This window comes from Arthrobacter caoxuetaonis (assembly GCF_023921125.1).
Taxonomy (GTDB): Bacteria; Actinomycetota; Actinomycetes; order Actinomycetales; family Micrococcaceae; genus Arthrobacter_B; species Arthrobacter_B caoxuetaonis.
Window position 1 is genome coordinate 3,088,436 of the sequence record NZ_CP099466.1, and the last position, 19,326, is coordinate 3,107,761.

General features: G+C 63.6%; 17 protein-coding genes and 1 tRNA gene. 10 read left to right on the forward strand and 8 right to left on the reverse strand.

Translation table 11 applies throughout. The annotated features are described in order from the left end of the window. Positions 1-20: 20 nt before the first annotated feature. The 6 genes from NF551_RS14275 to NF551_RS14300 form a co-directional block, all read right to left on the reverse strand. Positions 21-905 carry a shikimate dehydrogenase gene (locus NF551_RS14275; RefSeq protein WP_227894009.1) on the reverse strand — a complete coding sequence of 295 codons (885 nt, stop codon included), beginning with the start codon at positions 903-905 and terminating at the stop codon, positions 21-23. Then, positions 902-2,248 (reverse strand): MFS transporter, encoded by a 1,347-nt coding sequence (locus tag NF551_RS14280; RefSeq protein WP_227894008.1) that lies wholly within the window; start codon positions 2,246-2,248, stop codon positions 902-904. The genes NF551_RS14275 and NF551_RS14280 overlap by 4 nt, the downstream gene beginning before the upstream one ends. A 97-nt stretch (positions 2,249-2,345) precedes the next feature. Beyond that, complete coding sequence (locus tag NF551_RS14285; protein WP_227894007.1) at positions 2,346-3,248, reverse strand: LysR family transcriptional regulator; 903 nt, start codon at positions 3,246-3,248, stop codon at positions 2,346-2,348. Between the two features lie 18 nt (positions 3,249-3,266). Next, entirely contained in the window at positions 3,267-5,033 is a 1,767-nt protein-coding gene (locus NF551_RS14290; RefSeq protein WP_227894006.1) for an FAD-dependent oxidoreductase, read from the reverse strand. A gap of 154 nt (positions 5,034-5,187) precedes the next feature. Next, positions 5,188-5,763, reverse strand: a complete 576-nt coding sequence (gene dcd / locus NF551_RS14295; RefSeq protein WP_227894005.1) for a dCTP deaminase — start codon at positions 5,761-5,763, stop codon at positions 5,188-5,190. 20 nt (positions 5,764-5,783) lie between these two features. Continuing rightward, the gene (locus tag NF551_RS14300) at positions 5,784-6,635 is read right to left on the reverse strand and encodes a tryptophan 2,3-dioxygenase (RefSeq protein WP_227894004.1); all 852 of its coding nucleotides are present in this window, start codon (positions 6,633-6,635) and stop codon (positions 5,784-5,786) included. A gap of 99 nt (positions 6,636-6,734) precedes the next feature. Between NF551_RS14300 and NF551_RS14305 the strand changes: the two genes are divergently transcribed. The 10 genes from NF551_RS14305 (at position 6,735) to NF551_RS14350 (ending at position 15,154) form a co-directional block, all read left to right on the forward strand. Continuing rightward, the gene (locus NF551_RS14305) at positions 6,735-7,244 is read left to right on the forward strand and encodes an SseB family protein (RefSeq protein WP_227894003.1); all 510 of its coding nucleotides are present in this window, start codon (positions 6,735-6,737) and stop codon (positions 7,242-7,244) included. Positions 7,245-7,530: 286 nt separating this feature from the next. Further along, positions 7,531-8,511, forward strand: coding sequence for a M4 family metallopeptidase (locus tag NF551_RS14310; RefSeq protein ID WP_227894564.1), 981 nt, complete (start codon positions 7,531-7,533; stop codon positions 8,509-8,511). Continuing rightward, the gene (locus NF551_RS14315; RefSeq protein ID WP_227894002.1) at positions 8,508-8,774 is read left to right on the forward strand and encodes a protealysin inhibitor emfourin; all 267 of its coding nucleotides are present in this window, start codon (positions 8,508-8,510) and stop codon (positions 8,772-8,774) included. The genes NF551_RS14310 and NF551_RS14315 overlap by 4 nt, the downstream gene beginning before the upstream one ends. 125 nt (positions 8,775-8,899) lie before the next feature. Beyond that, positions 8,900-8,973 (forward strand) — tRNA-Gly (locus NF551_RS14320). 48 nt (positions 8,974-9,021) lie between these two features. After that, positions 9,022-9,441 (forward strand): aspartate 1-decarboxylase, encoded by a 420-nt coding sequence (gene panD / locus NF551_RS14325; protein ID WP_227894001.1) that lies wholly within the window; start codon positions 9,022-9,024, stop codon positions 9,439-9,441. A 220-nt stretch (positions 9,442-9,661) separates the two neighbouring features. Continuing rightward, a complete protein-coding gene (locus NF551_RS14330) occupies positions 9,662-10,984 on the forward strand; it encodes an extracellular solute-binding protein (RefSeq protein ID WP_227894000.1) in 1,323 nt (440 codons plus the stop codon). Next, positions 10,981-11,943 (forward strand): carbohydrate ABC transporter permease, encoded by a 963-nt coding sequence (locus tag NF551_RS14335; RefSeq protein ID WP_227893999.1) that lies wholly within the window; start codon positions 10,981-10,983, stop codon positions 11,941-11,943. The genes NF551_RS14330 and NF551_RS14335 overlap by 4 nt, the downstream gene beginning before the upstream one ends. Beyond that, positions 11,944-12,786, forward strand: a complete 843-nt coding sequence (locus tag NF551_RS14340; protein WP_227893998.1) for a carbohydrate ABC transporter permease — start codon at positions 11,944-11,946, stop codon at positions 12,784-12,786. Between the two features lie 36 nt (positions 12,787-12,822). Beyond that, entirely contained in the window at positions 12,823-14,094 is a 1,272-nt protein-coding gene (locus NF551_RS14345; RefSeq protein WP_227894563.1) for an ABC transporter ATP-binding protein, read from the forward strand. A 76-nt stretch (positions 14,095-14,170) separates the two neighbouring features. Next, positions 14,171-15,154: a nuclear transport factor 2 family protein gene (locus NF551_RS14350; protein WP_227893997.1), complete on the forward strand. Its 984-nt coding sequence runs from the start codon at positions 14,171-14,173 to the stop codon at positions 15,152-15,154. Positions 15,155-15,183: 29 nt separating this feature from the next. Here NF551_RS14350 and NF551_RS14355 read toward each other — a convergent pair whose 3' ends face one another. Both NF551_RS14355 and NF551_RS14360 read right to left on the reverse strand, forming a co-directional pair. Continuing rightward, positions 15,184-17,094, reverse strand: coding sequence for an NHL domain-containing thioredoxin family protein (locus tag NF551_RS14355; protein WP_227893996.1), 1,911 nt, complete (start codon positions 17,092-17,094; stop codon positions 15,184-15,186). Then, positions 17,095-19,218 carry a bifunctional copper resistance protein CopD/cytochrome c oxidase assembly protein gene (locus NF551_RS14360; protein ID WP_423720930.1) on the reverse strand — a complete coding sequence of 708 codons (2,124 nt, stop codon included), beginning with the start codon at positions 19,216-19,218 and terminating at the stop codon, positions 17,095-17,097. Positions 19,219-19,326: the final 108 nt, after the last annotated feature.

Here is a 19,326-nt window from a genome sequence, read left to right on the forward strand (position 1 = left end):
GGGGGGGGTGGGGCGGGTAGTTACCGCACGGCAGGTGCAAGGAGCCGGGCGAGGTGTGAACGCATCCTTGTCCTCACCGGCTCAATGCCCGTGAGGAGTGCGAAGGTGTCTGCTGCCTGTTCTACGAGCATGGTCGTGCCGTCGACCACAGGGCAGCCCAGCTGTGATGCTTCAGCCAACAGCGCTGTCCTCACCGGACGGTAGACGACGTCCGCCACCCAGTGACCGGGCCTGAGCCACGCTGTGTCAAAGGGCGTACCGGGAATGTGCTCCATCCCGATCGGCGTAGCGTTGACCACCCCGTCGGCAGTGCTGACCCACTCGTGGGCCAGTTCTTCGCCGCCGGCTTGGATGCTGGTACCGCTCCGTGCCGGGTAAGCCAGCTGCAGCGCTGCCTTCAGCTGTTCCCGCCGTTCCGGAACCGGATCAATGATCCTCAGATTCTGCACGCCAAAATCCAGCAGCGCAGCTGCAACAGCAGACCCTGCGCCCCCGGCGCCAAAGAGGGCTGCGGTTTGGTGCCGGGTGCCGGCGGGGAGCACGCGGCGGAGCCCGGCGAGGAAGCCGCTGCGGTCTGTGTTGTAACCGGTCAGCCCGGCCTCCGACACCACGATCGTATTTACGGCGCCGAGGACGGCGGCGTCAGGAGCAATTGAATCCAGGCAGGGCAGGATGGCCTGCTTGTGGGGATAGGTGACGTTGAAACCCGTAAACCCTTCGTGCAGTGCTTCCTTCAGCACCTCCGCCAGATCCACTGCGGCAATGCCGGAGAGGTCAAGGCGCTCATAGCTGTAACCGGACAAGCCCAGTGCCCTGGCTTCTTCCTCATGGATCAGCGGGGAGAGAGACGTTGCCAAGCCGTTGCCAATTAGCCCAATCCGCAGCGGGCCGCTGCCAGTGCTCACTGCTGCTTTATCGCTTCGCGCTCGGCCCGTGTCAGCCCCAGCTGGGCAGTGGGGATCCGGTAGGTTTCCGGACCCGTGGCAAAAGCAACCGCAGCGATCACCGTGAATCCGAAGCACATAAGCGCCACGGGCATCCAGTTGGTGAGGTCACCGGCTGTCATGAGGGTGCCGATCGCCGGGGTGAAACCTGAAACCAGCAGCCCGAGCATAAGGCCGATCGCCATGCCGGAGTAACGCACCTTTGCGGGGAACTGTTCCGGGAAGGAGGCCATGTACGAACCGTTTGGCGCGGCATACAGGCCACCCATGAGGATGATTGAGGAGATAAATATCAGAGTGACGTTGCCGGTGCTGATGGCGTTGAAGAACGCGAACATCATGGCGCCTGCGCCCAGGGCGCCGCCGATAAACACCGGTTTGCGGCCGATCTTATCCGCCAACAATCCGTACAGCGGCTGTGTCAGGACGGCGGAGAAATTCGCAACTGCAATAACCGTGAGCATGGTGGTGCGTTCAATGCCGTTGTGCTCCACTGCGTAGGCCAGCGCGAAGACGTTGACGATGGTGTTGATCATGGCAAATGTCGATGAGAACATCACACGGATCACAGCGGCCCAGTGGTATTTGAAGAGCTCCACCAGCGGAACCTTGGCCACCTGGTTGGACTCTTTGGTTTCCTCGAAGACCTCCGGCTCTTCCAAATGGCGCCGGATCCAGAAGGCCACCCCTGTCAGGAAAATGCTGATCCAGAACGGGATCCGCCACCCCCAGGTCAGCAGCTGCTCATCCGGCAGTGAAGCTACGGGAATGAATACCAGGGTGGCCAGCACAATGCCGAACATGATGCCGCTCATGGTGAAGCTGGCGAAGAAGGAACGGCGGTGGTCGGGCGCGTGCTCCATGGACAGGGACGCGGCACCCGGCGATTCCCCGCCGGCGGACAGGCCCTGCAGCAGCCTCAGGACCACGAGTGCCAGCGGCGCCAGCAACCCTGCCTGGTCATAGGTGGGCAGGCAGCCGATCAGGAACGTCGAGATTCCCATCAGCAGAAGGCAGGCCATCAGAGTGGAACGGCGGCCAAATTTATCCCCGAGGTGTCCCCAGATGACGGCACCCAGGGGCCGTGCCACGTACGCGACGCCCAGCGTGGAGATGGAAAGCAGTACGGAGTTCCCCTCCGATGAAAAGAACACGTGGGAGAAGACAAGTGCGGCTGCTGAACCATAGATGAAGAAGTCGTAGTACTCGAGTGTGCTCCCCAGGAAACCTGAGAGCGCGGCACGTCGGGCCTGCGGCGTAGCTTTCCCGGCAACTACCGGAGCGGTGGAAGAAGTGGCAGTCATGATGATCCTTTCTCCCCCGACGGAGGAACATCATCCAGTGTGATCCACCACACTTATTATGTCTACGACCTAATTACACATAGACTATGTAGTCTTTTTACATGATTGGAGAGGCGGTCGGCAGCACTGTTTCGCTGAGCTCCAGGACAGCATCACGCGCCTTGGAACCCGGGCGGATCGACCAGGCAAGCCCGTGGTTCATGTACTGGGGTTTGCCCGCCAAAGGAACGTAGACGGCACCCGGCGGCAGCATGGAGGCTACCCCCTCCGTTAGCACCGCAACGCCGATCCCGGCTGCCACGAGCATCATGACCATGTACGGATCCGTGATGGCCTGCGCCGCCTTGGGATAAAAGCCCGCCTCTGAACAGGCGCGCATGGTGCCCTCATACAGGACCGATCCAGCACTGCGGGGAGGGAGGATAAAGGATTCGTCAGCGAGCGCCGCCAGGTCAACGGCTTCCATTCCGGCCAGCCGATGCCCCTCAGGCAGAATCACTCCGAACGGTTCCTGCGCCAGCAGGCGGGCGTTGATGCGGGAGGAATCCACCGGCAGCCCAACGAAGGCGAGGTCCAGTGAGCCTGATTCCAGCTGCTGGACCGCATCCTGGGTCATCACCCGGCCTACGAGCGTCAATGCAATTTCCGGATAGGCCTGCTGTACCGCGCGCGCCAGCGGCGGCAATGAGAAATGGTTCAGGACCCCGGTAAATCCCAGGGTGAGGTTTCCGTAAACCTCACCCTGTGGCAGCTTGACGGCCTTGGCAGCGACGTCCAGCTGCGCCAGCACCTCACGGGCGTAGGGCAGCAGGGCATGGCCCGGCGCGGTTAATTCCACCGAGCGGGTGCTGCGGTGGAACAGCTCAACACCCAGCGAACGTTCGAGCTTGCGTATGGTCTGGCTCAGCGGAGACTGCGCCATGCGCAGCCGGACCGCTGCATTGCCGAAGTGGAGCTCCTCTGCAACAGCTACGAATGCTTCCAGCCAACGGATTTCCACGAATACTCAAACCTAACGCTAAACGGTCCCGGATTCCTTCACCCTACCCAGTGACCCTGCCCCAGCGGCCGCGTGGCGGGCAGCTGCCCATCCGAACGTCAGCGCAGAACCAACCTGCACGCCGGCACCGGGGTACTCCGAACCCATCACCGAGGCAGCATCATTACCGACGGCATAGAGACCGGCCACCGGGTTTCCCTGTGAATCAAGGGCCTGCCCGTTGCCGTCCGTCAGGATCCCGTAGGCAGTGGCGAGGGGCGTCGGCACTACTGCCATGGCATAGAACGGAGGCTTTTCGACGGGACCGATGTTCGGGTTGGGTCCGTGCTCAGGGTCCCCTGCCGCCCTGCCAAAAGCCAGTTCGCCCTTATGGAATTCTTCATCCACGCCGGTGGCTGCGAAGCCGTTGTACCGCTTGACGGTCGCTTCAAGGCCCGCCGGGTCGACGCCGATCCGTCCGGCGAGGCCGGCAAGGGTGTCCGCTTCATACAAGTACCCGTCCTTCACATACCTCTTCAGCGCGGCCCGGGGCAGGTGGGGCATCGTAATCATGCCCAGTCCGTACTTGCCGAGGGTCCGTGAGTCCACCACCAGCCACGCGGGAATGGCGTTGCTTCCAGGAGACGCAAACATCGCCCGCACGAAGCGGTGATAGGAGCAGGACTCGTCAGTGAACCGCCCGCCGTCGGCTCCCACAGCAATCACGCCCGGCCTGGCACGGTCCCAGATATGCGGGAAGACCACCCTGGATCCGTCGGCGCGGCGGCCGATCGAACTGGGGAACCACAATGCATTTTCCCCGTTGTCACGGCCAAGTGCGGCCCCTGCGGCCTCGGCAAGGGCAAGGGTGTCTCCGGTGGCTCCTTCCCCGGCCCGCGAGTACTGCGGGGTTGGTTCAGGCATCAGCTCAGCACGCATCCGTGTGCTGTGGGCAAAACCGCCGCCCGCAAGCACGACCCCGCGCCGTGCCCGGATCCGAAGGCGCCTGCCTTCGTGCGTTACAAGAGCACCTGCGGCGCGGTTGTCCTGAACGATCAGCTCGCCGGTGTGCGCACCAAACCGGAATTCAACCCCGCGCCGGCGTGATTCATAAAACAGCCTGGCCACCAGACCGTTGCCCATCACCAGCCGGGTGCCCCGGGGACGCGTGACGCGGTCCCGTGCCCACCCGGCACCAAGCCTGGCTGCAAGGGCGACTGCTTTGGCCCGCTCTGCCAGCGAACCGTTAAAGAGCTTGAGCAGGGCGGCAACCTCTGCACGCCGGAGCATGAGGGTTCCGCCCATCAGCGCGAACTCCGGCACCGGCGGACGGACGCGGCGAAAATCAGACTTATCCAGCAGCCGGCCGTCGAAAGGATCGGGCTCCAGCGCACGGCCGGTAGCACCCGCCTCGGGCAGCTCGGAGTGGTAGTCCACTACCGCGGGAGAATGCCGGAAGGTCACTCCCAGCTGCTGAAACTCTTCCAGCATCCGGGGCGCCGCCTCCAAATAGGTCAGCCAGCCGTCGCGGGGAGCCTTGTCTCCGACGACGGCGTCCAGATAGCGCACAGCACGCTCCTGGTCATCAAGGATTCCCATCTGCTGCTGGAACCGGTTGTTCGGCACCCAGCAGGTCCCGGCGGAGTAAGCGGTGGTGCCGCCCAGGTACTCGGTTTTTTCAAGGACCAGAACCGATGCGCCCTCGGCTGCTGCAGTCAGCGCCGCGGACAAACCGCCCGCCCCGGACCCCAAGACCAGGAGGTCGACTTCCTGGTCCCAATGTTCTGCTGAGGTGGACGGTTCCATGGTTCTCCTTCGAGCACGCCGCAGCGTGCGTCGCCTGCGCTCTGTTGTCCCAGTATGAGCGCGAAACCATGTAGCGTCCATGACTAATTAGGTCATGGATTATGTGAAGTTCGAAAATAATCCGGAACGGGCGGAGTTCCGGCGTACCTGCCTGCTAGATGCTGGTGCGGTGGAAGTTCAGGTGGCTGCGTGACGCCGTCGGGCCCCGCTGGCCCTGATAGCGGTTGCCGTAGGCGCCGGTTCCGTAGGCATACTCGGCGGGCGATGTGAGCTTGAAGAAGCAGAGCTGGCCGATCTTCGACCCGGGCCAGAGCTTGATCGGCAGGGTAGCCATGTTCGAGAGTTCGAGGGTCACGTGGCCGGAAAAGCCCGGGTCGATGAAGCCGGCCGTGGAGTGTGTCAGCAGCCCGAGCCGCCCCAGGGAGGACTTGCCCTCCAGCCGTGCCGCGACGTCGTCGGGCAGTGTGACGGACTCGTACGTGGATCCCAGCACAAACTCACCCGGGTGCAGGATGAACGGCTCGTCCGGAGCCACTTCCACCAGGCGGGTCAGGTCCGGCTGGTCCAGGGACGGATCAATGTGCGCGTACTTGTGGTTGTCGAACAGCCGGAAGTACCGGTCAATCCGGACATCCACACTGGAAGGCTGGACCATTGCGGGGTCGTAGGGGTCCAGGACGATCCGCTCGTCAGCAATTTCGGCTCGAATGTCACGGTCAGATATCAGCACCTTCTAAAAATAGCGCATCGTCAGCGCTGTCCAATTTCGGTCCGCACTGCGTAAAGCTCAGGGAAAAACGTGAGGTCCAGTGCACGTTTCAGGAACCCCGCCCCCGAGGAACCGCCGGTCCCGCGTTTCATTCCGATGGTGCGCTGCACGGTGAGCAGGTGCCGGAAGCGCCAGAGCTGGAAATTGTCTTCCAGGTCAACGAGTTCCTCACATGCCTCGTAGATGTCCCAGTTCTCGGCGGGATTCTCGTAGACGTGCCGGAAGACCTGCATCAGGGATTCGTCAAAGACATGCGCCTGGGTGACGTCCCGCTCGAGCAGGTCCGGTGCGAGCGTGTAACCCATCCGGTGAAGGGCGCGGATGAACTCGTCGTAGATGCTGGTCTGCCCGAGCAGCTCCTCCAGCAGCGCCTGTGCCTGCGGATCCGCCGCAAAGACCTCGATCATGCCGGCGTTCTTGTTGCCCAGCAGGAACTCCACGGCGCGGTACTGATAGGACTGGAAACCGGAGGACGCGCCGAGATCCCCGCGGAACTCCGCGTATTCCGACGGCGTCAGGGTGGCCAGGACCGACCACTGTTCGGTCAGCGAGCGCTGGATGTGCTTGATCCGCGCAATGCCCTTCATGGCTGTACGCAGGTCGTCAGCCATCAGCCGTGCCCGGACGGCCCGCAGTTCGTGCAGCACCAGTTTCAGCCACAGCTCCGAGGTCTGGTGCTGGATGATGAAGAGCATTTCGTCGTGGTGCTCCGGCTTGCTGACCGGATGCTGGGCCGCGAGCAGGTCCTCAAGTCCCAGATAGGATCCGTAGCTCATCTTCTGGCTGAAGTCCCGCTCGATTTCGGGTTCCAGGTCGCGGGTGTTCTTGTCCATGACTTCACGGTAGCTTCAGGCTCCCGGGATCTGCTTCTGCGCCACGGCAGGGCTGTGGAAGACTGGCCGTTTATGCAACCAACCCTCCAAGGAGGCCCCATGGATCACGAAGCCGATAACGAATCCACCGAATCCAACGACGCCGCGAGCAGCACGCCGGATGCCGGCAGTTCCGGAGCGGCAGGCACCCTGGAGCCCTCCACCGGCCTGGAACAGGCTATCCGGGAAGGCCAGGAGGGAAAGATCAGCAACCAGGACGTTATTACGGCGATCTGGAACTCTGACCTTTTGAGCGTCGGACGCCTGACGGTCGAAGACGACCCCGCCAGCTTCCAGGCACTGGTCCTCCAGTCCCCCGAAGGAGCTGCACCGGTGGCCGCCACGTTTACGGACGCGCAGCGCATCCCGCAGCGCATCCGGGACACCGCCCCCATCATGGTCAAGGCCTCCGGGGAAGCAACCCTCCGCAGCATCGCCCCGGGGTACGGGCTTGCCATCAACCCGGGCAACTCGCTGGGACTGGAACTCGGGCCCGAAGGCGTAGAGGCCGTCGTGGCGGCCTTCGGCGGCCAGGCACGTCCCCAAAGCGGGGAAACCGCAGCGGAATAGCGCACCAAACCGGCAAAACCGCAGATTTCCGGTGCTTTTTGTTTCCTTATGGACAAGCGTCAGCGGTTTTGCCGGTACTGCCTTGCAGTGTCGGTAGCGGGGTCTAGTCTGGGGAAACTCACTACAGATGGAGGGCTGTAAGGTGACCCGCACAGTAGATCCACTCAGAGATTCCGCCAAGCATGTCTACCGGCATGTCCACCGCCATGTTCATGAAGGTCCCGCTGGACACTGCTCCATAGTGCCGCCCTACCTGCTTTCGCGCATTGCGGAGCGGCCGGACCGCATGGCTGGGGCCGCCGTGGCCGCACGCCGGACCCTGCTTGAATTTGATGCAGTCGCTGAAGCCGGCCAGCTGGGCCGCTCCGCCCCCGCACCCGGTTCAGGTACCGCACTCACGCCCAAGCTGCGCCGGACGGTCTTCGACGCCCAGCAGCGCCAGGACCTTCCCGGGGTCCCGGTCCGGGCGGAGGGCGCTCCGCCCACATCAGACCCGGCGGCCGACGAAGCCTACGACGGGCTGGGAGCTACCTACGCACTCTTCAGCGATGTGTACGGCCGTTCCTCGCTTGACGGCGCCGGGCAGCCGCTGCAGGCCACCGTGCATTATGGGATCGACTACGACAACGCTTTCTGGAACGGTGCGCAGATTGTCCTTGGCGACGGCGACGGAGAGGTCTTCGAACGGTTCAGCAAATCCCTGACGGTCATCGGCCACGAACTGGCCCACGGGATCATCCAGTACACGGCTAAGCTCATTTACCAGGGACAGGCCGGAGCTTTGAACGAATCGGTCTCGGACGTTTTTGGTGCCTTGACGGAGCAGTATTTCCTGCGCCAGACGGCGTCCGGGGCGTCCTGGATCATCGGTGAGGGGCTGTTCACTCCCGAGGTCAACGGACGCGGCCTGCGTTCCATGTCGGAGCCGGGATCCGCCTACGACGACGACGTGCTCGGCAAGGACCCGCAGCCCGCCGACATGACGGGATACGTGGAGACCACGTCCGACAACGGCGGCGTGCACCTGAATTCTGGCATCCCGAACCGGGCGTTCTATCTCACGGCAGCCGGGCTCGGCGGTTACGCCTGGGAACGGGCAGGCCAGATCTGGTACGACACGATTACCGAGCCGAATTTTCCGGCCGACTGCACCTTCAGTCTCTTTGCCGCAGCCACCATCACCGCCGCGGAAAAGCGTTACGGAGCCGGAACCGAAGAAAGTTCTGCTGTGCAGGCAGCATGGCGAGAGGTTAATGTCATGGTATGAGACTGGTTGTGGTGCGTACGGGCGGGCTTGCTGGCATGCGGCGTACCTGGAGCAGTGAGGTGAGTTCCGAGGAAGCCGAGGAACGCTGGCTTCCCCTGCTGCAGGACCCGCCCGAATCCCGCGAGGACGGCAATGACCGGTTCACGTACGAAATCAGTGTCGGCAAGCAGGCCGTCACCATCCCGGAACAGTCCCTTCAGGGGAGCTGGCGGGAACTGGTCGACCGCGCCCGTGAGGGATCCCGCCAGACGCGCCGGGCCTAGGCCCCGACCCGCTGGATTTCTACCGCCGCCGTGTTACTGCCGGCGCCGTCGGCGTGAACGCCATTTGCGCCCATGATGCAAATGGCATGTAAAGTAGTTTCCTGTGCCGGTGCTCCACCGGCCATGCGGGCGTAGCTCAATGGTAGAGCGCTAGCTTCCCAAGCTCGATACGCGGGTTCGATTCCCGTCGCCCGCTCCAATGCAACCGCCTTCCGGCCTGTGACCGGGGCGTACACTTGGACACGCTATGAACCGGAAAATGTTTAAGTCCAAGATCCACCGTGCCACCGTTACCCATTCGAATCTCCATTACGTCGGCTCCGTCACCGTGGACCTGGACCTTCTGGAAGCCGCTGACATTCTTCCCGGCGAACTCGTCTCAATCGTCGATGTGAACAACGGTTCCCGGCTGGAGACCTACACCATCGCCGGCGAACGCGGTTCCGGTGTCATCGGAATCAACGGCGCCGCAGCCCACCTGGTCGACGTCGGCGATCTGGTCATCCTCATTACCTATGCCGATATGACCACAGAGGAAGCGCTTTCCTACACCCCCGCCGTCGTTCACGTTGACGAAGCGAACCGCATCCTCAAGCTCGGCACTGATCCGGCAGAGGCAGTGACCGCCGGAACCGCACGGCCCCCGCTGTCCGTTCCCGCACTCTAAGGCCCCTCCCGCCGCCCTCCCGACCGGGATTTCCCGACTCTCCCCACCTCGAAAAAACAAGGCCGTCTTCCGCCGCCACTAGTCGTTCTGCCTGTTTCCCTGCCCAACTGTGGCGCAATACGCGCCAAGGGCTTAGGGTCGATCGAAAGGTTGCTGAGCTTTCAGCCTTTCGCGGAAAATCACTCTGTCCGTGCCTACGACGAGGTGGAGGCATACACCAATGCCAAGAGACGCAAGACTTCCCGGCAGGGCCCGCAGGAAGAAGTTCGCAGCAGCGGCGTTCGCCCTCGCCGTCGGTGCCACTCTGCTGGCAGGCTGCAGTTCGGATTCCGGTTCTACGCCGACCCTGACGTGGTACATCAACCCGGACGACGGCGGGCAGGCCGAAATCGCCAAGCGCTGCTCGGACGCTTCGGACGGGGCGTACACCATCGAGACTTCGCTGCTTCCCACCGACGCGGCATCCCAGCGGGAACAGCTTGCCCGGCGCCTCGCCGCCGGCGACACCAGCATGGACATCATGAGCCTGGACCCGCCGAACGTTCCGGAGTATGCCGAACCGGGCTATTTGGCTCCCATCCCCGACGATGTCCGCGAACGCACCACGGCAAACGTCGTGGAGGGCGCCCTCGCCGGAGCCACCTGGAAGGACGAGGTAGTAGCGGTCCCGTTCTGGGCCAACACGCAGATTCTTTGGTACCGCAAGTCAGTGGCCGAGGCAGCCGGTCTGGACATGACCCAGCCCGTCACCTGGGACCAGCTGATCGAAGCGGTTGCCAGCCAGGATAAGTACCTCAGCGTTCAGGGTGCCCGGGCCGAGTCCATGACCGTGTGGGTGAACGCACTGATCGAATCAGCCGGTGGACAGATTGTGGAGAACCCTGACGCCCCGGCCGACGAGATCAAGCTAAGCCTCGATTCCGAGGCCGGAAAGCAGGCGGCGGAGATCGTCTCCACCATCGGCAAGGAAGGGCTCGGCGGGCCCGGCCTTCCAACCCAGACCGAGAACTTCTCGATGATCCAGTTCCAAGGCGACAAGGGTGCCTTTATGGTCAACTATCCCTTCGTCTGGCGCGCCACCAACGCCGCCGTCGAGGAAGGCACCCTCCCTGCTTCCCTGATCGATGACATTGGCTGGACGCTGTATCCGCAGGTGAACGCAGGTGAAAACACTGCTCCCCCGCTGGGCGGCATCGACCTGGGAGTGGGTTCCAAGAGCAAGCACCCGGACCTGGCGTTCGACGCGATCGAGTGCATCGTCAGCCCGGAGAACCAGGCCTACTACTTCGCCACGAACGGCAACCCGCCGTCCAACCCGGACGCTTACAACGCTCCCGAAGTCATTGACGCCTTCCCGATGGCTGGGACCATCCGTGAGTCGCTGGAGCTCTCCAAGCCCCGTCCGCAGACTCCGTACTACAACGAAATCTCCACCGGCATCCAGCAGACCTGGACTCCGCCGCAGGACGTCAATCCGGACACCACGCCGGAAACCAGCCAGCAGTTCATTCTTGAGGTCCTGAAGGGAGAGAGGCTGCTATGAGTACGTCTGTCGAGACACGTGCCTCCGCTGGCGGCAGTCCCAAGCCGCGAAAAGCACGGCTCAGCGACCGCGCCAGGGCCGAACGCAGGCTGGGCTTCTGGCTTGCGGGCCCAGCGTTCATCATCATGCTGGCTGTCACAGCGTACCCAATCCTGCTGGCCCTCTGGGATTCGTTGTTCAAGTACCGGCTCACCGCGCCGGATGACCGGGAGTTTGTCTTCCTCAGCAACTACGTCACTATCCTGACCGACGAAGTCTTCTGGAGGGACCTGGGCGTAACTCTCCTCATTACCGTTGTCACGGTCGTCATCGAGCTGGTTCTCGGTTTCGCCCTCGCCATGGTTATGAACAGCGCCTTGAAAGCGGTCCGGGGCTGGCTCCGGACCGCAATCCTGGTTCCCTACGGCATCATTACCGTGGTTTCCGCTTTCGCCTGGTTCTACGCTTTCGATATCAACTCCGGCTACGTGAACCACTGGTTCGACTGGGTACCGGGGATTAGCGCCGACCTGAACTGGTTTGCCGATTTCGGCACCGCCATCACGGTGATCATGGCTTCCGAAATCTGGAAGACGACGCCGTTCATCTCGCTGCTGCTGCTGGCCGGCCTGGCACAGGTTCCCGGTGAGCTGACCGAGGCAGCCGAAGTCGACGGCGCCACCTGGTGGCAGCGGTTCAGCAGGGTGATCGTGCCAAACATGAAGGCGGCCATCATGGTGGCAGTCCTTTTCCGTGCACTGGATGCGTTCCGCATCTTCGACAATGTCTACATCATGACCAGAGGCGCCTACGGCACGGAGACCTTGTCGCTGCTCGCGTACCGGACCTCCATCACCCGGCTGGAGATCGGTATGGGCTCAGCCGTTTCCGTACTGCTCTTCCTCTGCGTGATCCTTATATGTTTCGTAGCAATAAAACTCTTCAAGGTGGACCTGACCGGCGCACGAGGGGGCAATTAAATGAAGTCGTCACCGATCCGCAGGCGCGTCACATGGACCATCATTTCCATTGTCGTGATCATTTACGCGTTGTTTCCGGTCGCCTCAATTTTCGCGACGTCGTTCAAGCTTCCCAGTGACCTGACCTCGGGGTCCTTCCTCCCCACCAACTGGTCCACGGTGAATTACGAACAGATCCTGGTCGGGGACGCCCAGGAACTCTTCCTCTCCGCCCTCCGCAACTCGATCGGCATCTCGCTGATCGCCACCTTGATCGCCGTGGTGCTCGCCACCCTCTGCGCCTACGCAATCGCCCGGCTGGATTTCCCCGGCAAACGGCTGGTGCTGACAACTGCCCTGGGTGTTTCCATCTTCCCGGTGATCTCGATCGTGACCCCGTTGTTCAACCTGTGGCGCAACATCGGCCTGTACGACACCTGGCCGGGGCTCATCATCCCGTACCTCTCACTGACCCTGCCGATTTCGATTTGGACGCTGGCGGCGTTCTTCCGGCAGATCCCGTGGGAGCTGGAGCAGGCAGCACAGGTGGACGGAGCCACCACCTGGCAGGCGTTCCGCAAGGCAATCGTTCCGCTTGCAGCCCCCGGCGTCTTCACGACGGCGATCATTGCCTTCTTCATCGCGTGGAACGACTTCGTCTATGGCATTTCCCTGACCTCGACCTCAGCTGCCCGCCCCGTGCCGGCAGCCCTGGCCTTCTTTACCGGAGCATCCCAGTTCGAAGCGCCGACTGGAGCAATTTCCGCAGCCGCGATCATTGTGACCATCCCGGTCGTTGTACTTGTACTGCTGTTCCAGCGACAGATCGTTTCCGGACTAACCCAGGGCGCCGTCAAGGGCTAGCCCCAGACGCACGGTACTAGAAAAGGAGCCATGAGCATGGCATCGATTACGCTCAAGAACCTCGTCAAGAAGTACGGCGACGGTTTCCCAGCCGTCAATGACATCAGCCTGGATATCGCGGACGGGGAGTTCATCATTCTCGTTGGTCCGTCCGGCTGCGGAAAGTCGACGCTGCTGCGGATGATTGTGGGGCTGGAAGACATTACCTCCGGCGACCTGCTGATCAACGGAGAGCGCGTCAACGACAAGGCACCCAGGGACCGGAACCTGGCCATGGTGTTCCAGAACTATGCCCTGTATCCGCACCTCACGGTCTTTGAGAATATCGCCTTCCCGCTCCGTCTGAACAAGGGCAAGTACAGCGATGAGCAGGTCAAGAAGCTGGTGAACGATGCAGCCGCCACGCTGGAGCTGACCGAACACCTCGACCGCAAGCCTGCGAACCTCTCCGGCGGCCAGCGGCAGCGTGTGGCCATGGGACGTGCGATTGTCCGCCAGGCCGACGCTTTCCTGTTCGATGAGCCGCTCTCCAACCTGGACGCCAAGCTCCGCGGACAAATGCGTTCCGAGATTTCCCAGATGCAGCGCAGGCTGGGCGTCACCAGTGTCTACGTCACACACGACCAGACGGAAGCCATGACACTCGGAGACAGGGTCGCCGTCTTGAAGAAGGGCATCCTTCAGCAGGTCGCCTCCCCGCGGGAACTTTACGAGCAGCCGGTTAACCTGTTTGTCGCAGGCTTCATCGGATCGCCTTCGATGAACTTCCTCCCGGCGACCTTCAAGGACGGCAACATCCTCGAAACTGCAGTCGGCGATATCCGCATCCCCGAAGACAAGGCGGCCAAGGCCGCAGGCAAAAAGGTCGTCCTGGTGGGGATCCGGCCTGAGTTCTTCGAAGACGCCTCCCTGGTCGAAGAACACAAGAAAGCTCACGGCTCCACGTTCACGGCACCCATCACGCACACCGAGTGGCTGGGCAACGAGCAATACGGCTACATCCACTTCGACCCCACCCCGGAGGTCCGTGAGCTGCTGGACAACCTGGCCAGGGACATGGACGCCGACGAGCTGCGGCCGCAGGTCGTTGTCACCCTCGATGCGGCCAGCCGGGTGCGTGGCGGACGGGACGCTGAACTGTGGCTGGATACCCGGCGAATCCACCTCTTCGACCCCGAGTCCGGCGAGAACCTCACCCGCGATCCGGAAGCGGGCGCGGAATTGACTGAAGAGGCCAACGAGCGGCGTGCCGAGGAGATTGCCATGGCTCACGACCATCAGGAGGCCGCCGCAACCACGTCTGAGTAGCAGGATGGGTGCCCCGGAGGAACACGGGCGCACCCGCCGGATCGGCGTGCACGCCTACTGCGGGTAACGTAAGAGCGTGCAGGGAACATCACCGGTAATCAAAGCCGTCGCCACATGGCTGACGGCTCTCATGCTCACTATCGCGGCCGCCGTCGTCGTTATTTGGCTTGTCAACGCCAAGGTTTACGGCCCGGGCAAGCAGGTGGAGGACTACCTGCAGGCCCTGCAGGACGGCGATGGAGCCCGCGCGCTGGGCCTGCTGAACGCCGAAGTCCCTGAGGCGAATGCCGCGCTGCTGGATGGAGAGGCCCTGCGTGCTTCAACGGACGGGCTCGAAGTGCTGGAGATCACCGAGGCCGGCACAACGGTGGACGACCGCACGAACGTCGAGGTCACGTACCGCCTGGATGGCATCGAAGAGCGGTCGACCTTTGAACTGGAGAAGACCGGCAGCCGGTGGATGTTCTTCGACCAGTGGAGTTTCCGCCCCGACTCGCTGCCCAGCGTCAGGATTACGGCGGCCAACCAGAATGAGGCAGTCCTCAACGGCACACCCGTCGTGCTGCCGGAGGGCACCAACACCTTCGCTGCCTTCTACCCGTCGCGCGTTGCCGCCTCGTTTAGCAGCGGCTACTTCGAGGCTCCTGAGCAGAGCGGCGTCCTGACCACTGCATCTGGGGCACTGGACCTGACGCTCCAGAGCCAGGCCACCCCCGAACTGGTCGACGCCGTCGACGCTCGGGTACGCGAGTTCCTGGACAACTGCGCCGGCGAGCAAAACCGGCTGGCGCCTCCGGGATGTCCCTTCTACCACCTCACCGACAACCGGGTGGAGCCGCCTATCACGTGGGAAATCGTAGAGTACCCCACAGTGGAGATCTCGCCCGCGGAGGGTCACTGGGGCCTGGCACCCCTGAATGGGATTGCCCGCGTCACGGCAACCCAGACCGATCTTTTCTCCGGTGCCCAAAGTCCCCTGGTGGAGGACAAGGAGTTCTCCTTCGGAGCCCGGCTGTCCGTCACGGACGGCGGGATCAGCCTCACCGCCGTGATCGAATAGCTCCGCCGGCTCCTAGTCCAGGCCGGCTGCTAGTCCAGGCCGCGCAGGTCCAGCGTTAGTTCCGTTTCGCCGCCGGGCTGCAGAACGACGGGGATTCCCCAGTCCTGCTGGTACAGGTGGCAGGCAGCGTGGTCAGGGATCTCTCCCCCGGGTTCGCCGTCGCACGCCGCGGCACGGGCGGTAATGTGCAGGACGCCTTCGGGAACAGTGTCCGAGAGCACCAGCTCACGGACCAGCCCGACGGCGGTCCCGCCTCCGGAAACCAGGAGCTCCTCCGGAGAGGAAGAGATCTTCAGCTGCGTGGGGTCTCCCCAGCGGTCGTCGAGCTTCTGCCCCTTCGGAGCAGAGAATCGGATGGTGAGCCCCAGCGGCCCGGCAGCGATGGCTGTCTTGGGCCGCTGTGTCTGGCGGGCGCCTTCATCCACGGACTGCGCTTCCTTGGGGATGGGCAGGCGGATGAGCTGGTGCTGGTTAGCCTCTACAACGATCAGGAGCGGCTCGCCGGCGGTTGAGTCGATAAGGACCCCGGAAGGTTCCGCCAGGCCGCGTGCGAGCGTCGAGACGGCTTGTGCAGCCGGGTCGTAGCGCCGCACTGCTCCGTTGTAGGTGTCGGCGATGGCTATGGAACCGTCCGGAAGGACTGCCACGCCCAAGGGGTGCTGCAGCCTCGCTTCGGCGGCAGCACCGTCGCGGTAGCCGAAATCGAACAGTCCCGCACCGACGGCGGTTTCCACCGTGACAACCGGCTTGTCCCCGGAAACGTCGAAGGCCAGCTTCCGCAGGGCGGAGGTCTCGGAGTCTGCCACCCAGATGTTTCCATCCGCATCCTGCGCCAACCCCGAAGACTGAGCGAACCAGGCTGCGTCTGCGGCGCCGTCGAGCAGGCCTTCCAGCCCGGTTCCAGCGAGGATGGAGAGCGCGCCAGTCGCGGGGTCGAAGGCGAAGATCTGGTGTGTGCCGGCCATCGCAACGACAGCCTGGCCCAACACGGTGGACCACAAAACGTCCCACGGCGAGGACAGGGAGGTGCCCAGCGGATCGGTACCGAGATCCGTGGAAACGGGTGCGGACTGGTTCTCGGCATCGAGCAGGCGCTGCACGCCGTTGCCGGCCAGGGTCGTGACGGCGCCGGTGGCGAGGTTGACGCCGCGCAGCCGGTGGTTGACGGTGTCCGCCACGATGACGTCGTACTCCAGGGTCTCAGCGACCGCTGCCGGAAGTACGGCCAGGCCCTGCGGTTCGTTGAAGCGTGCGGTCCCGGCGTCACCGTCGCGCCAGCCCTTGGTGCCGTCACCGATCACGCGGCGGACGGTGGCGAGGTCGGCTTCAAGTTCGACGAGCCGGTGATGCCCGGTGTCCGCCACCAGGAACGTACCCTCGGGCAGGGCAACTGCCTTGCCCGGGAAACGCAGGTCTCCCGACGTCGCCTCCGCGGGCACGTACGGTCCGTCGCCACGGTGCAGCGTGCCCTTCTCCTCATGCTCGGCCACCAGTTCGGCGACAAGCGACTCAAGGCCGGCAGCATGGCCCTCCCCGGACAGGTGCGCGACGATGTAGCCCTCAGGGTCGATGACGACCAGCGTCGGCCAGGCACGCGCTGTGTAGGCCTGCCAGGTCTCCAGCTCCGGGTCATCCAGCACCGGGTGGTGGATCTCGTAGCGTTCGACGGCGGCGGCCAGCGCCACCGGATCAGCTTCGTGCTCGAACTTGGGCGAGTGCACCCCGACCGTCACGAGGACGTCGGAGTACTTGGCTTCAAGCGGGCGGAGCTCGTCCAGGACATGCAGGCAGTTGATGCAGCAGAAGGTCCAGAAATCCAGCAGGACAATCTTTCCCCGGAGATCTTCGAGACCCAGCCGCCTGCCACCCGTGTTCAACCAGTTGCGGCCCACAAGCTCGGAGGCCCGGACGCGGTATCCGGCGCGCACCGTTTCAGTCATCTAACGTTCTCCTTGGTCTGACTTTGCATCGCGTTCGGCCAGCTGGGCGAACATATTGTTGTAAGCCGTAAGTTCAGCATCATTATTCCGCTCGGCCGCACGGTCTTTGCGTTTTGTTTCACGTGCATCCGTGCGTGACCACTGCAGGGCCACGCCAATGGCCACCAGGACGGTGGGAATTTCGCCGATGCCCCACATGATGGATCCGCCCAGCTGCTGGTCCTGAAGCGCGCTGAGGCCCCACTCCCGGCCCATGTTCCCGAAGTAGGAAGCCTGGATCAGGGAGGTCTGCCCCATCACCGCGACGCCAAAGAAAGCATGGAACGCCATGGTGGCCAGCAGGATGACCAGCCGCAGCGGGTAGGGCGCCCGGGTGGGCAGCGGATCGATGCCGATCATGGTCAGGATAAAGATGTAGCCGGTGAGCAGGAAGTGCAGCACCATCAGTTCGTGGCCCACATGCTCGCGGAGGGCAAAACCGAACAGGTCGGAGTAGTAGAAGATCACGATCGAACCGGCGAAGTTCACCGCCGCAAAGATTGGGTTGGTGATGACCTTCGAATAGCGCGAGTGCACGCCGATCAGGATCCATTCGCGCAGGCCCCGGCTCCCGTCCCCGCGCGGGGTGAGTGCCTTGAGCGCCAGCGTCAGAGGCGCACCGAGCACCAGGAAGAGCGGCACCACCATGGTCAGTGCCATGTGTCCGAGCATGTGGGTGGAGAACAGCACCATGCCGTAGACGGCCGGCGCCCCGGAGGTCACGTAGGTCAGGGCGATCAGGCCCACAAACCAGGACAGTGTCCGGACAACCGGCCATTTGTCGCCGCGCCGCCGGAGCTTGCGCAGCCCCAGGATGTAGGCGGCACCGATGGTCACCACGATGGCAACCCACAGCCAGTCGAAGCGCCATTCCGTGAGGTAGCGCTCGGGGGTCAGCTCCGGAGGAAGGTCGTAGCCGGTGATGATCCGGGCGGGAGAGGCATTTGGCGGCAGCTCTTCGGGCCGCGGCGGAGCAGTACGGGCCAAGGCTGCGGCCACGCCGGAAATTGCTGCCATGATGAGCAGCTCCACCCCGATGAACTGCCAAAGGACCCGCTTGGCTCCCAGGGGTCCCGCTGAGGCGGCAGCGCCCTTGCTGCGGGGCTCGGAGAGCCGGGGAATGAGCCACCGGCGGTGCAGGACTCCGAAGATGCCCAGCACCAGCGTGGCAGCGACCTTGAAGAGGACCAGCGCGCCCCAGCGGGAGTTCAGCTGGTCCAGCGACGTGATCCGCAGCGAAGCATTAACGATGCCGGACGCCGCCACGAGCACGAACCCGAAGCCGGCAAGAGCGGAGAACCGCCTCAGCACCGTTTCGGTGATGTCGCCCAGGTTCTTGGAGATCACGGCCAGGACGATGATGCCGCCGATCCAGAGACACACGCCGAGCAGGTGGAGTCCGATGGAGTTCACGGCCGCACTGTGGTCATCGCCGCCGGCGGCGTGGCCGACCAGTGCCATGGGCAGCAGCCCGCCGACGGCCAGCGCCGTCGTCAGCGCCAGCCCGGTCAGGGAGCGCACTCCGAACGTCAGCGTGGTGACGACTGCGGCAATAATGCTGACCGCCAGCCAAGCCCGGCCGGTGGAGAAGTCAGTGAGGAAGGATGCGAGCCCTTCCGTATAGGAAGGTGCGGGGCTGAGCGGCAGCCCGGAGACATCAGAGTAGGTGAACAGCATCACCGCGATGGCGGCCAGGGTCCACACTGCCGCTGCGACGGACGCGAGGGACAGCGCCTGGGTGAAGGCAGGATGTTCCGGGCGTGTCTCCCGCTCCCCTTTGCCGCGCCGTGCGCCGGTGTGTTTGGGCAGGATAAAGACTGCGAACACGAGGGACCCGATGACGGCAGCCACCGCCCCGTTTTGAACGGCCTTGGCGATCGGAAGACCCCAGCGGGTCAGCGCACCGGGATCGGAGAGCTGTGAGGCTGCGGCTGCACCGGTGAAAAGCAGGGCGACGCCGAGCGCCAGGATCATGACACCGATGCCGGCAGCTACCCAACCGCTGCGGACCGGGCTTCCCGTTCCGTCCGCGGCACCGGAGGAGCGGTCCGGCAGGGTGTTCTGGGTCTTGGCAGAGTTTGGCACGCTACCTATTCTCTACCCGCCGCAAATAATGGGCCAACTCCCGCTCCACCCCGGTGCATCCCGGACATCCCGGAATGCGTCCCGGCGCAGACAAACGGAGGGCCGGTG

Coding starts and splice junctions, on each gene's coding strand:
- NF551_RS14280 (WP_227894008.1), bottom strand. CDS start 2,248: ATGACTGCCACTTCTTCCACCGCTCCGGTAGTTGCCGGGAAAGCTACG.
- NF551_RS14290 (WP_227894006.1), bottom strand. CDS start 5,033: ATGGAACCGTCCACCTCAGCAGAACATTGGGACCAGGAAGTCGACCTC.
- NF551_RS14300 (WP_227894004.1), bottom strand. CDS start 6,635: ATGGACAAGAACACCCGCGACCTGGAACCCGAAATCGAGCGGGACTTC.
- NF551_RS14305 (WP_227894003.1), top strand. CDS start 6,735: ATGGATCACGAAGCCGATAACGAATCCACCGAATCCAACGACGCCGCG.
- NF551_RS14310 (WP_227894564.1), top strand. CDS start 7,531: ATGGCTGGGGCCGCCGTGGCCGCACGCCGGACCCTGCTTGAATTTGAT.
- NF551_RS14315 (WP_227894002.1), top strand. CDS start 8,508: ATGAGACTGGTTGTGGTGCGTACGGGCGGGCTTGCTGGCATGCGGCGT.
- panD (WP_227894001.1), top strand. CDS start 9,022: ATGAACCGGAAAATGTTTAAGTCCAAGATCCACCGTGCCACCGTTACC.
- NF551_RS14330 (WP_227894000.1), top strand. CDS start 9,662: ATGCCAAGAGACGCAAGACTTCCCGGCAGGGCCCGCAGGAAGAAGTTC.
- NF551_RS14335 (WP_227893999.1), top strand. CDS start 10,981: ATGAGTACGTCTGTCGAGACACGTGCCTCCGCTGGCGGCAGTCCCAAG.
- NF551_RS14340 (WP_227893998.1), top strand. CDS start 11,944: ATGAAGTCGTCACCGATCCGCAGGCGCGTCACATGGACCATCATTTCC.
- NF551_RS14345 (WP_227894563.1), top strand. CDS start 12,823: ATGGCATCGATTACGCTCAAGAACCTCGTCAAGAAGTACGGCGACGGT.
- NF551_RS14355 (WP_227893996.1), bottom strand. CDS start 17,094: ATGACTGAAACGGTGCGCGCCGGATACCGCGTCCGGGCCTCCGAGCTT.